The 12,388-nt window shown below is 73.3% G+C and carries 11 protein-coding genes; all 11 read left to right on the top strand.

Annotated elements, in window-relative coordinates; translation table 11 throughout:
• Positions 1 to 470 precede the first annotated feature (470 nt).
• The gene (locus OIM89_RS02120) at positions 471 to 2,273 is read left to right on the top strand and encodes a DUF5941 domain-containing protein (RefSeq protein ID WP_195731422.1); all 1,803 of its coding nucleotides are present in this window, start codon (positions 471 to 473) and stop codon (positions 2,271 to 2,273) included.
• Complete coding sequence (locus OIM89_RS02115) at positions 2,270 to 3,022, top strand: sugar phosphate nucleotidyltransferase (protein ID WP_151167521.1); 753 nt, start codon at positions 2,270 to 2,272, stop codon at positions 3,020 to 3,022. Before OIM89_RS02120 ends, OIM89_RS02115 begins: the two co-directional genes overlap by 4 nt.
• Positions 3,010 to 4,071 carry an iron-containing alcohol dehydrogenase family protein gene (locus OIM89_RS02110; RefSeq protein ID WP_030694973.1) on the top strand — a complete coding sequence of 354 codons (1,062 nt, stop codon included), beginning with the start codon at positions 3,010 to 3,012 and terminating at the stop codon, positions 4,069 to 4,071. Before OIM89_RS02115 ends, OIM89_RS02110 begins: the two co-directional genes overlap by 13 nt.
• Positions 4,049 to 4,828 carry a CDP-alcohol phosphatidyltransferase family protein gene (locus OIM89_RS02105; RefSeq protein ID WP_008413838.1) on the top strand — a complete coding sequence of 260 codons (780 nt, stop codon included), beginning with the start codon at positions 4,049 to 4,051 and terminating at the stop codon, positions 4,826 to 4,828. Before OIM89_RS02110 ends, OIM89_RS02105 begins: the two co-directional genes overlap by 23 nt.
• Before the next feature lie 47 nt (positions 4,829 to 4,875).
• Complete coding sequence (locus tag OIM89_RS02100; protein WP_051727042.1) at positions 4,876 to 5,721, top strand: glycosyltransferase family 2 protein; 846 nt, start codon at positions 4,876 to 4,878, stop codon at positions 5,719 to 5,721.
• A gap of 117 nt (positions 5,722 to 5,838) precedes the next feature.
• On the top strand, positions 5,839 to 6,777 hold the full coding sequence (locus OIM89_RS02095; RefSeq protein WP_151167515.1) for an ABC transporter permease: 939 nt from the start codon (positions 5,839 to 5,841) through the stop codon (positions 6,775 to 6,777).
• Positions 6,764 to 7,561 (top strand): ABC transporter ATP-binding protein, encoded by a 798-nt coding sequence (locus OIM89_RS02090; protein ID WP_030694976.1) that lies wholly within the window; start codon positions 6,764 to 6,766, stop codon positions 7,559 to 7,561. The genes OIM89_RS02095 and OIM89_RS02090 overlap by 14 nt, the downstream gene beginning before the upstream one ends.
• A 412-nt stretch (positions 7,562 to 7,973) precedes the next feature.
• On the top strand, positions 7,974 to 8,885 hold the full coding sequence (gene hpnC / locus OIM89_RS02085; protein WP_030694977.1) for a squalene synthase HpnC: 912 nt from the start codon (positions 7,974 to 7,976) through the stop codon (positions 8,883 to 8,885).
• Complete coding sequence (gene hpnD / locus OIM89_RS02080) at positions 8,882 to 9,832, top strand: presqualene diphosphate synthase HpnD (RefSeq protein ID WP_030694978.1); 951 nt, start codon at positions 8,882 to 8,884, stop codon at positions 9,830 to 9,832. The genes hpnC and hpnD overlap by 4 nt, the downstream gene beginning before the upstream one ends.
• Complete coding sequence (hpnE, locus tag OIM89_RS02075; RefSeq protein WP_264490924.1) at positions 9,829 to 11,205, top strand: hydroxysqualene dehydroxylase HpnE; 1,377 nt, start codon at positions 9,829 to 9,831, stop codon at positions 11,203 to 11,205. The genes hpnD and hpnE overlap by 4 nt, the downstream gene beginning before the upstream one ends.
• Before the next feature lie 62 nt (positions 11,206 to 11,267).
• Complete coding sequence (locus OIM89_RS02070; RefSeq protein WP_030694980.1) at positions 11,268 to 12,335, top strand: polyprenyl synthetase family protein; 1,068 nt, start codon at positions 11,268 to 11,270, stop codon at positions 12,333 to 12,335.
• Positions 12,336 to 12,388 lie beyond the last annotated feature (53 nt).

Here is a 12,388-nt window from a genome sequence, read left to right as displayed (position 1 = left end):
GCAACACGGCGGTGAATACCGTTGTCATTCCCCCTGACCTGCGAAAACGCGGTGCAGGTCAGCGCCCTGGAGGGCTCCCGGCGGCCCTGGTCGACCCGTTCGGGGAGCCGCTGCCGCCGCCTGGCGGAATCGTGCCTTCCGGCTGGTGTGCGGAGAGAACGGGCGAAGACCACCGAAGCGGGGCCATGCGGCGCGACCAGCGGCGGAAGGCGGGACGCGGTTTGTCGGCCGGGCAGTTGATCGACCATGATGGCGGCGGCCCCTCGCCGCGCCCCCCTCCGGGGAAGCCGCGTGCGCCCGGCCACGCCCGCCCTGCGCGCCCCCGCACGGGATGCGAACAGGTACCGAACGGGCGGTGAACGCGGGCTCCCCGCCTTCCGATAGCCTCAGCCGACGTGCCGCCAGGCCGTTGTCACAGGCACCCGAGCTGTCCGGCGCGGACCGCACCGGCACCCAAGGAGTGAGTTCGTCTGTCGACCGCCATCGTCACCGGTCAGCCGGTCCCCGGGTCGCCGATCGAGGGCGAACTGCGGACGCTGGGCTTCGACGTGCGGACCGCCTCCGACGCCGCCGAGGCAGCCGCCCTGCTCCGCACCGTGCCCGCCACCGGCCGCGTCGCCCTGGTCGACGCCGGCTTCGTCGGCCACCTCCACGCCCTGCGCCTGGGCCTGACCGACCCCCGCTTCCCGGCCGGTGCCGTCCCCGGTGCCGTCACCGTGCAGGACGCCTCCCGTGCCGCCCTCACTCGGGCCCTGGAGGCCGAGGCCGGCCGGCCCGTCCCCGGCGGCGCCGCGGTGCGCACCGGCACCGGGCTGCCCGACCGGCTGGCCGGCGCCCTTCAGGCCGAGGGCGTCGCCGTCCACCGGCCCGAGCTCGGCGCCCTCGTCGCCCGGGTCCCGCTCGCCCCGCAGGAGCGCAGCGAGGCCCGCCAGGCCGTCGCCGCCGTCGATGACGAGGCGATCCGGCTGCGGACCGCCGTCAAGTCCCGCGACGGCTTCTTCACCACGTACTGCATCAGCCCGTACTCGCGCTACCTGGCCCGCTGGTGCGCCCGGCGCGGCCTCACCCCGAACCAGGTGACCACCGCCTCGCTGGTCACCGCGCTGATCGCGGCCGGCTGCGCGGCCACCGGCACCCGCGCCGGCTTCGTCGCGGCCGGGCTGCTCCTCCTCTTCTCCTTCGTGCTGGACTGCACCGACGGCCAGCTCGCCCGCTACTCCCTCCGGTACTCCACCCTCGGCGCGTGGCTCGACGCCACCTTCGACCGGGCCAAGGAGTACGCGTACTACGCCGGGCTCGCCCTCGGCGCGGCGCGCGGCGGGGACGACGTGTGGGCGCTGGCGCTCGGCGCGATGGTCCTCCAGACCTGCCGGCACGTCGTGGACTTCTCCTTCAACGAGGCCAACCACGACGCCGAGGCCAACACCAGCCCCACCGCCGCCCTCTCCGGCCGCCTCGACAGCGTCGGCTGGACCGTGTGGCTGCGCCGCATGATCGTGCTGCCCATCGGGGAGCGCTGGGCGCTGATCGCGGTCCTCACCGCCGTCACCACGCCCCGCATCACCTTCGTCGTGCTGCTGACCGGCTGCGCGCTGGCCGCCGCCTACACCACCGCGGGCCGCCTGCTGCGCTCGCTGACCCGCAAGGGGAAGCGCACCGACCGGGCCGCCCAGGCCCTCGCCGACCTCGCCGACAGCGGCCCGCTCGCCGAGGCGCTCACCCCGCGCCTGCGGCCCTTCGCCAAGCTCCCCGCACCGGCGGTGGCGGCCCTCGGCGGCGTGATCCTCGTCGCGGTGACCGCGCTCACCCCGGCCGGTTCCGCCGGCCCGCTGCTCGCCGCCGTCGCCTACGTGCTCTGCTCCTCGCTCGCCGTCTCCCGGCCGCTCACCGGCGCCCTGGACTGGCTCGTGCCGCCCTTCTTCCGGGCCGCGGAGTACGGCGTGATCCTGCTGCTGGCCGCCCGCGCGGAGGACTCCGGAGCCCTTCCGGCGGCCTTCGGGCTGGTCGCGGCGGTCGCCTACCATCACTACGACACGGTCTACCGCATCCGCGGTGGCAGCGGCGCGCCGCCCCGCGCGCTGGTCCGCGCAACCGGCGGGCACGAGGGCCGCGTCCTCCTCGTCACGGCCGCCTCGCTGCTGGCCGCCTCAGGTTTCACCGTCGCGCTCACGGTTCTCGCCGTGGTCGTGGCACTCGTGGTGCTCGCCGAGAGCATCCGCTTCTGGGTCTCCGCCGGAGCACCCGCCGTACACGATGAAGGAGAACCCGCATGATCGGCCTTGTGCTGGCGGCCGGCGCCGGACGGCGTCTGCGTCCCTACACCGACACCCTGCCCAAGGCCCTGGTGCCGGTGGGTCCCGAGGGCGACGAGGAGAGCCTGACCGTCCTCGACCTCACCCTCGGCAACTTCGCCGAGATCGGCCTGGAGGAGGTCGGCGTCATCGTCGGCTACCGCAAGGAGGCCGTCTACGAGCGCAAGGCCGCGCTGGAGGCCAAGTACGGCCTGAAGATCACGCTGATCGACAACGACAAGGCCGAGGAGTGGAACAACGCCTACTCCCTGTGGTGCGGCCGTGACGCCCTCAAGGACGGCGTGATCCTCGCCAACGGCGACACCGTCCACCCGGTCTCCGTCGAGAAGACGCTGCTCGCCGCGCGCGGCAACGGCCAGAAGATCATCCTCGCCCTCGACACGGTGAAGAACCTCGCCGACGAGGAGATGAAGGTCGTCGTCGACCCCGACAAGGGCGTCCAGCGCATCACCAAGCTGATGGACCCCTCCGAGGCCACCGGCGAGTACATCGGCGTCACCCTCATCGAGGGCGAGGCGGCCGAGGAGCTGGCCGACGCGCTGCGCACCACCTTCGAGCGCGACCCGCAGCTGTACTACGAGGACGGCTACCAGGAGCTCGTCAACCGCGGCTTCAAGATCGACGTGGCGCCCATCGGCGACGTCAGCTGGGTCGAGATCGACAACCACGAGGACCTCGCCAAGGGCAGGGAGATCGCGTGCCGGTACTGACGCGCCTGATCCCCTCGCCCCTCGTCGTCGACATCCGGCGCGGCGCCCTCAACGATCTCGCCTCGGTCCTCGCCGACCAGCGGATCTCCTCCTCCGGCAAGCTCGCGATAGCGATCAGCGGAGGCTCGGGCGCCCGCCTGCGCGAGCGGCTCTCCCCGGCGCTGCCCGGGGCGAGCTGGTACGAGGTGGGCGGCGGCACCCTGGACGACGCGGTCAAGCTGGCCGACGCCATGAAGTCGGGCCGCTACGACGCGGTCGTCGGCCTCGGCGGCGGCAAGATCATCGACTGCGCCAAGTTCGCCGCGGCCCGCATCGGCCTGCCGCTGGTCGCCGTCGCGACCAACCTGTCGCACGACGGCCTCTGCTCGCCGGTCGCCACCCTCGACAACGACGCGGGCCGGGGATCGTACGGGGTGCCCAACCCCATCGGCGTCGTCATCGACCTGGACATCATCCGCGAGGCCCCGGCGCGGTTCGTGCGCTCGGGCATCGGGGACGCCCTGTCGAACATCTCCGCCGTCGCGGACTGGGAGCTCTCGGCCCGGGTCCGCGGCGAGGACATCGACGGCCTGGCGGCCGCCATGGCCCGCCAGGCCGGCGAGGCGGTGCTCCGCCACCCGGGGGACGTCGGCGACGACGGCTTCCTCCAGGTCCTGGCCGAGGGCCTGGTGCTCACCGGCATCTCCATGTCGGTGGCGGGCGACAGCCGCCCCGCCTCCGGCGCCTGCCACGAGATCAACCACGCCTTCGACCTGCTCTTCCCCAAGCGCGCGGCCAGCCACGGCGAGCAGTGCGGCATGGGGGCGGCCTTCGCGATGCACCTGCGCGGTGCCGTCGCGGAGTCGGCGCAGATGGCCGAGGTCCTCAGGCGGCACGGGCTGCCCGTGGTGCCGGCGGACATCGGTTTCACCGTGGACGAGTTCGTCCAGGTCGTGGAGTTCGCTCCGCAGACCCGGCCGGGCCGGTACACGATCCTGGAGCACCTCAACCTCTCCACCGACCAGATCAAGGACGCTTACGCCGACTATGCCAAGGCCATCGGTAGCTGAACTCCGCCCGGTCGTGCACCCCGCGGGGGTGAAGGACCGGCGCAGCGGTGAGCACTGGGCGGGACGCCTGTACATGCGGGAGATCTCGCTGCGGGTCGACCGGTACGTGGTGCCCACCCGCATCACGCCCAACCAGCTGACCTACCTGATGACGGTCTTCGGCGTGCTGGCCTGCCCGGCGCTGCTGGTGCCGGGCATCTGGGGCGCCCTCCTGGGCGCCCTGATGGTCCAGCTGTACCTGCTGCTGGACTGCGTGGACGGCGAGGTCGCCCGCTGGAAGAAGCAGTTCTCCCTCGGCGGTGTCTACCTGGACCGCGTCGGCGCCTACCTGTGCGACGCCGCGGTCCTGGTCGGCCTCGGCCTGCGCGGCGCCGACCTGTGGGGGAGCGGCCGGATCGACTGGCTCTGGGCCTTCCTCGGCACCCTGGCGGCGCTCGGCGCGATCCTGATCAAGGCCGAGACCGACCTGGTCGGCGTCGCCCGCCACCAGGGCGGGCTGCCGCCGGTCAAGGAGGCGGCCTCCGAGCCGCGCTCCTCCAAGGTGGCCTTCGCCCGCAAGGCCGCGGCCGCGCTCAAGTTCCACCGCCTGGTCCTCGGCATCGAGGCCTCGCTGCTGATCATCGTCCTCGCGGTGGCCGACCAGATCCGCGGCGACCTCTTCTTCACCCGCCTGGGCATCGCCGTCCTGGCCGGCATCGCCCTGTTGCAGACCCTCCTGCACCTGGTGTCCATCCTCGTGTCGAGCAGGCTGAGGTGACCGCCGTGAACAGCGCCTCCCCGACGGTCGGCGCCGTCATCATCACCATGGGCAACCGGCCCGAGGAACTGCGCGCGCTCATCGACTCGGTCGCCAAGCAGGACGGCGACCCGGTCCGGATCGCCGTGGTCGGCAACGGCTCGCCGGTGCCGGAGGTCCCCGAGGGCGTCCGCACCACCGAGCTGCCCGAGAACCTCGGCATCCCCGGCGGGCGGAACGTCGGCATCGAGATGTTCGGCCCCGCCGGCCGAGAGGTCGACATCCTGCTCTTCCTGGACGACGACGGGCTCCTCGCGCGCACCGACACCGCCGAGCTGTGCCGCGAGGCGTTCACCGCCGACCCGGAACTGGGCATCGTCTCCTTCCGCATCGCCGACCCCGACACGGGGGAGACCCAGCGGCGCCACGTCCCCCGGCTCCGCGCCTCGGACCCGATGCGCTCCTCACGGGTGACGACCTTCCTCGGCGGCGCCAACGCGGTCCGCACCCGGGTCTTCGCCGACGCGGGGCTGCTGCCCGCCGACTTCTTCTACGCCCACGAGGAGACCGACCTCGCCTGGCGGGCGCTGAACGCCGGGTGGCAGATCGACTACCGCTCCGACATGGTGCTGTACCACCCGACCACGGCCCCCTCCCGGCACGCGGTCTACCACCGCATGGTGGCCCGCAACCGGGTCTGGCTGGCCCGCCGCAACCTGCCCCTCCCGCTGGTCCCCGTCTACCTCGGGGTCTGGCTGCTGCTCACCCTGCTGCGGCGGCCCTCGGGCCCCGCGCTGAAGGCGTGGTTCGGCGGGTTCAAGGAGGGCTGGACCTCCTCCGCGGGGCCCCGGCGGCCCATGAAGTGGCGCACTGTGTGGCGGCTCACCCGGCTGGGCCGACCTCCCGTCATCTGACAAGCTCGGGTCTGAGACCATTCGGCCCGTACCGGTCCCCGACCGCGGACCACCCCCGTGCCGCCCGGTGCTGCCAGGGGTTCCGCCGGTGTTTCCCGAAGACGAAAGTTTCCCCTTGTGAGTGAGACAACGCAGGACGGTGGTGTCGCGGTGAGTGCTGCTCCGCCCTCCCCCGACGACGGGCTCTCCCCGGCCCAGCTCGCGGAGAAGTACGGTCTGTCGGTCAGCGGGGCACGGCCCGGCCTGCTCGCCTACGTCAAGCAGCTCTGGGGCCGCCGCCACTTCATCCTCGCCTTCTCGCAGGCCAAGCTCACCGCCCAGTACAGCCAGGCGAAGCTCGGCCAGCTGTGGCAGGTGGTGACCCCGCTGCTGAACGCGGCGGTCTACTTCTTCATCTTCGGCGTGCTGCTGGGTGCGAACCGAGGGCTGGAGAAGCACGTCTACGTGCCCTTCCTCGTGACCGGTGTCTTCGTCTTCACCTTCACCCAGAGCTCGGTCATGTCGGGCGTGCGCTCCATCTCGGGCAACCTGGGGCTCGTCCGCGCCCTGCACTTCCCCCGGGCCTCCCTGCCGATCTCCTTCTCCCTCCAGCAGCTCCAGCAGTTGCTGTTCTCGATGATCGTGCTGTTCGCCGTGGTGATGGCGTTCGGTTCGTACCCGACCTGGTCCTGGCTGCTGGTCGTTCCGGCGCTGGCGCTCCAGTTCGTCTTCAATACCGGGCTCGCGCTGATCTTCGCCCGCCTGGGCAGCAAGACCCCGGACCTGGCGCAACTCATGCCGTTCGTCATGCGGACCTGGATGTACGCCTCGGGCGTGATGTTCTCGATCCCGCACATGCTGGCCGACAAGGATCTCCCGGTCTGGCTGACCGACGTCCTCCAGTGGAACCCGGCGGCCGTCTACATGGACCTGGTGCGGTTCGCCCTGATCAAGGACTACACGCGGGAGAACCTGCCGGAGCACATCTGGTTCATCGCCCTCGGCTGGGCGCTGGTCGTGGGCTTCGCCGGATTCGTCTACTTCTGGAAGTCGGAGGAGCGCTATGGCCGAGGCTGACGTGGACCAGGGCGCCCAGGGCGGCGCCCGTACCCCCACGGTGATCGCGGACGACCTGCACATCGTCTACCGGGTCAACGGCACCAAGGGCGGCAAGGGCAGCGCCACCGCCGCGCTCAGCCGCATCCTCAAGCGCGGCGAGGAGCGCGGTGTCCGCAAGGTGCACGCCGTGCGCGGGGTCAGCTTCACCGCGTACCGGGGCGAGGCGATCGGACTGATCGGCTCCAACGGTTCGGGCAAGTCGACGCTGCTCAAGGCGGTCGCCGGCCTGCTGCCCGCGGAGAGCGGCAAGGTCTACACCGACGGCCAGCCCTCGCTCCTCGGCGTCAACGCGGCGCTGATGAACGACCTGACCGGCGAGCGGAACGTGATGCTCGGCGGCCTCGCGATGGGCATGACCCGCGAGCAGATCAGGGAGCGCTACCAGGGCATCGTCGACTTCTCCGGGATCAACGAGAAGGGCGACTTCATCACCCTGCCGATGCGCACCTACTCCTCGGGCATGGCGGCCCGGCTGCGGTTCTCCATCGCCGCCGCCAAGGACCACGACGTGCTCATGATCGACGAGGCGCTGGCCACCGGTGACAAGAAGTTCCAGAAGCGCTCCGAGGCGCGCATCAGGGAGCTGCGCAAGGAGGCCGGCACGGTCTTCCTGGTCAGCCACAACAACAAGTCCATCCGGGACACCTGTGACCGGGTGATCTGGCTGGAACACGGTGAGCTGAGGCTGGACGGCCCGACGGCCGAGGTCCTCAAGGAGTACGAGAAGTTCACCAGCAAGTAGCGACGGGCCCGCGCCGGCGGGCACGGCGTGCACGGGGCCCCGGCCCCGTCCCCCGGCCCGGGGGACGGGGCCGGGGCCCCGGCGCGCGGAGGGCCCTGTTCCGCGGCACGGGAACTCGGCGGGCCGGCCGGGAGTTGCCCTGGTCGGGGGCGCGCTGTGACCTGCCGAACACCCCGGCGCACCACGGGCGCGCGTGCCACGTAAGCTGTACCGGTGCTGATTCGCGTGAGTTGCGGCGATATGGCACCCGTCTCCCGAAGTCGAACAGATGGCGATCGCCGCCACGGCGGGCGGCGTGTCCGAAAAGGGATGTTTTGGGTCGGCAGTGTAGAACGGGAGATGTGACGGCAATGGCTACGGGTGATCTCCGGCTCCACGCGGCTTGTGCCGTTCCGGCGCGGGGCAGCCGGCGATGACCGCACCGGGCAGGGCGCAGCACGGCGCCCCGGCACGCGCCACCCTCGACAAGGCCGCCGCGGAGAACTTCCCCGTGGCCCCCTTCTTCGTCCCCCGCGCCTGGCGCCGGGGCCTGATGGCCGTCTACGGCTACGCCCGCCTCGTCGACGACATCGGCGACGGCGACCTCACCCCCGGCGGCGCCGACGCCCGCCTCCTCGGCGTCGAGGGGAGCGCGGCCGAGGACCGCCTCACCCTGCTGGACGCCCTGGAGGCCGACCTCGCCCGGGTCTTCGCCACCACCGGCCCCGGCCCCGCCCACCCGCTGGTCGCCGCCCTGCGCCCGGTGGTCCGCGCCCACGGCCTGACCCCCGAACCCTTCCGCGCCCTGATCCAGGCCAACCGCCAGGACCAGCTGGTCACCCGGTACGAGACCTGGGACGACCTCGCCGCCTACTGCGAACTCTCCGCCAACCCGGTCGGCCACCTCGTCCTCGGCCTCACCGGCACCCTGACGCCCGAGCGGGTCCGCCGCTCGGACGCCGTCTGCACCGGCCTCCAGATCGTCGAACACCTCCAGGACGTCGCCGAGGACCTCGGCCGTGACCGGATCTACCTGCCCGCCGAGGACCTGAAACGCTTCCGCGTCGCGGAGTCCGACCTCGCCGCCCCCACCGCCTCCGCCTCCCTGCGCGCCCTCGTCGCCTACGAGGCGTCGCGCGCCGGGGAGCTGCTGGCCGAGGGCGGCCCGCTGGTCGCGAGCGTGCACGGCCGGCTGCGGCTGCTGCTCGCCGGGTTCGTCGGCGGCGGGCGGGCGGCCCTGGCCGCGGTCACCGACGCGGGGTACGACGTCCTGCCCGGCCCGCCGAGGCCCACCAAGCCCAGGCTCCTGCGCGAGGTGGGAGCGGCCCTGCGAGGAGAGAGGTGAGCCCGACCGTGGAGGACAGCATCTCCCTGCCCGCACCGGTCCTCGCCGCGTACAGCTACTGCGAGACCGTCACCGGGTCCGAGGCCCGCAACTTCGCCTACGGCATCCGGCTGCTGCCGGTCGCCGAGCGCCGCGCGATGTCCGCGCTCTACGCGTTCTCGCGGCGGGTGGACGACATCGGGGACGGCACGCTGGCGCCCGAGGTGAAGGCGGACCGGCTCGGCGCCACCCGCGACATCCTCGACCGCATCCGCGACGGCAAGGTCGACGAGGACGACACCGACCCCGTCGCCGTGGCCCTCGCCGACGCCGCCCGCCGCTTCCCCATCCCGCTCGGCGGCCTCGACGAGCTGATCGACGGCGTCCTCATGGACGTCAAGGGCGTCACCTACGAGACCTGGGACGACCTCAAGCTCTACTGCCGCTGCGTCGCCGGAGCCATCGGCCGGCTCTCGCTCGGCATCTTCGGCCCCGCCCCCGGCGCCCCGCAGACCGAGAAGGCCGCCGAGTACGCCGACACCCTCGGCCTCGCCCTCCAGCTCACCAACATCCTCCGCGACGTCCGCGAGGACGCCGGCAACGGCCGTACCTACCTGCCCGCCGACGACCTCGCCAAGTTCGGCTGCTCCGACGGCTTCGACGGGCCCCACCCGCCCGCCGGCTCGGACTTCGCGGGGCTGGTCCACTTCGAGGTCCGCCGCGCCCGCGCCCTGTTCGCCGAGGGGTACCGGCTGCTGCCGATGCTCGACCGCCGCAGCGGCGCCTGCGTCGCCGCCATGGCCGGGATCTACCGGCGCCTGCTCGACCGCATCGAGCGCGACCCGCTGGCCGTCCTGCGCGGCCGCGTCTCCCTCCCCGGCCACGAGAAGGCGTACGTCGCCGTGCGCGGTCTCTCCGGCTTCGACGCCCGGCAGATCGGCCGCCAGGCCGGACGGAGGCGGGCATGACCACCGCCGCCGCCCGGGAGGCGGTCGTCGTCGGCGGGGGCCTCGCCGGCACCGCCGCCGCCCTCGCCCTCGCCGACGCGGGACTGCGCGTCACCCTCCTGGAGGGCCGCCCCCGCCTCGGCGGCCTCGCCTTCTCCTTCCAGCGCGGCGGCCTCACCGTCGACAACGGCCAGCACGTCTACCTGCGCTGCTGCACCGCCTACCGCTGGTTCCTCGACCGGGTCGACGGCGCCGCGCTCGCCCCCGTCCAGGACCGCCTCGACGTGCCCGTCCTCGACGGTGGCCGCGGGCGCCTCGGCAGGCTGCGGCGCAACGCCCTGCCCGTCCCGCTCCACCTCGGCCCGAGCCTCGCCCGCTACCCGCACCTGAGCCTCACCGAGAAGGCCGCCGTCGGCCGTGCCGCGCTCGCCCTGCGCCGCCTCGACCCCGCCGACCCCGCCCTCGACCGGCAGGACTTCGGCAGCTGGCTGCGCCGCCACGGGCAGAGCCCGCGCGCCGTCGCCGCCCTCTGGGACCTCGTCGGCGTCGCCACCCTCAACGCCACCGCCGACGACGCCTCCCTCGCCCTGGCCGCCAAGGTCTTCAGGACCGGCCTGCTCTCCGACGCCGGCGCCGCCGACATCGGCTGGGCCCACGTCCCGCTCGGCGAACTGCACCACGCCCGCGCCCTGACCTCTCTGGACAAGGCGGGCGTACGCACCGTGCTCCGGGCCCGGGTGCGCAACGTCGCGCCCGGCGGTGAGGGCGCCCGTTGGCGCGTGGAGACCGGCGACGAGACGCTCACCGCCGACACCGTCGTCCTCGCCGTCCCCCCGGCCGAGACCCACGACCTGCTCCCCGGCGGCGCCCTCGACGAGCCCGAGAAGCTCACCCGGATCGGCACCGCCCCCATCATCAACATCCACGTCCTCTACGACCGCAAGGTCGTCCGGCGCCCCTTCTTCACCGCCCTCGACGGGCCGGTGCAGTGGGTCTTCGACCGCACCGAGGCGTCCGGCCTCGACCACGGCCAGTACCTCGCGCTCTCCCAGTCGACCGCCCAGGCCGAGATCGACACCCCCGTCGCCGAGCTGCGCGCCCGCTACCTGCCGGAGCTGGAGCGGCTGCTGCCCGCCGCCCGTACCGCACGCGTCGAGGACTTCTTCGTCACCCGCGAGCGCACCGCGACCTTCGCGGCGGTCCCCGGCGTCGGCGCCCTGCGGCCCGGGCCCGCCACCCGCCTGCCCGGCCTGCACCTCGCCGGGGCATGGACCGCCACCGGCTGGCCCGCCACCATGGAGGGCGCCGTCCGCAGCGGACTCAACGCCGCCTCGGACGCCCTCGGGGCGCTCGGCCGGCCCCGGCCCGCCCCCGTCTTCGACGAGGCCGCGTGAGCCGCCCGCCCCGCCGCGCCTCTGACCCCCAGCCCTTCCGTACCGGAAACAAAGGAGCAACTGTGCCGACTGTGCCCACGGCCGACGCGGACCGTGACACCACGGACGTGGCCGCCCTGCTGGAGCGTGGCCGTACCCTCGCCACGCCCGTGCTGAAGGCCGCCATCGAGCGTCTCGCCCCGCCCATGGACACCGTCGCCGCCTACCACTTCGGCTGGATCGACGCCGCGGGCCACCCCGCCGAGGGCGACGGCGGCAAGGCCGTCCGGCCCGCCCTCGCCCTGCTCTCCGCCGAGGCGGCCGGCGCGGCGCCCGAGGCCGGCGTTCCCGGCGCGGTCGCCGTGGAGCTGGTCCACAACTTCTCGCTCCTCCACGACGACCTGATGGACGGCGACGAGCAGCGCCGCCATCGCGACACCGTCTGGAAGGTGCACGGCCCGGCCCAGGCCATCCTCGTCGGTGACGCGCTCTTCGCCCTGGCCAACGAGATCCTCCTGGAACTCGGCACCCTGGAGGCCGGGCGTGCCGCCCGCCGCCTGACCACCGCCAGCCGCGCCCTCATCGACGGCCAGGCCCAGGACATCTCCTACGAGCACCGCGAGCGCGTCAGCGTCGAGGAGTGCCTGGAGATGGAGGGCAACAAGACCGGCGCCCTGCTCGCCTGCGCCGTCTCCATCGGTGCCGTCCTCGGCGGCGCCGACGACCGCACCGCCGACGCCCTGGAGCGGTACGGCTACCACCTCGGCCTCGCCTTCCAGGCCGTCGACGACCTCCTCGGCATCTGGGGCGACCCGGAGGCCACCGGCAAGCAGACCTGGAGCGACCTCAGGCAGCGCAAGAAGTCGCTGCCCGTCGTCGCCGCCCTCGCCGCCGAGGGGCCGGCCGCCGAACGGCTCGGCTCGCTGCTCGCCGCCGACGCCAAGGCCAACGACTTCGAGAACTTCTCGGAGGACGAGTTCGCCGCCCGCGCCGCCCTCATCGAGGAGGCCGGCGGCCGCGCCTGGACCGAGGCCGAGGCCCGCCGCCAGCACACCGTCGCCATCGAGGCCCTCTCCGGCGTCGGCATGCCCGACCACGTACGCGAGCAGCTCACCGCCCTCGCCGACTTCGTCGTCGTACGGAAGAGATGATCACCATGGCCACGGAAACCGCGACGCGCGACGCCTGCCCGGCCTCGCGCGCC

Source organism: Streptomyces sp. BI87, assembly GCF_025957665.1.
GTDB classification, from domain to species: Bacteria; Actinomycetota; Actinomycetes; order Streptomycetales; family Streptomycetaceae; genus Streptomyces; species Streptomyces albidoflavus.
The sequence above is the reverse complement of the archived record's forward strand: the minus strand, read 5'-3'. Positions and strand labels throughout refer to the sequence as shown.

Coding starts and splice junctions, on each gene's coding strand:
- OIM89_RS02115 (WP_151167521.1), top strand. CDS start 2,270: ATGATCGGCCTTGTGCTGGCGGCCGGCGCCGGACGGCGTCTGCGTCCC.
- OIM89_RS02105 (WP_008413838.1), top strand. CDS start 4,049: ATGCCAAGGCCATCGGTAGCTGAACTCCGCCCGGTCGTGCACCCCGCG.
- OIM89_RS02100 (WP_051727042.1), top strand. CDS start 4,876: ATGGGCAACCGGCCCGAGGAACTGCGCGCGCTCATCGACTCGGTCGCC.
- OIM89_RS02090 (WP_030694976.1), top strand. CDS start 6,764: ATGGCCGAGGCTGACGTGGACCAGGGCGCCCAGGGCGGCGCCCGTACC.
- hpnC (WP_030694977.1), top strand. CDS start 7,974: ATGACCGCACCGGGCAGGGCGCAGCACGGCGCCCCGGCACGCGCCACC.
- hpnE (WP_264490924.1), top strand. CDS start 9,829: ATGACCACCGCCGCCGCCCGGGAGGCGGTCGTCGTCGGCGGGGGCCTC.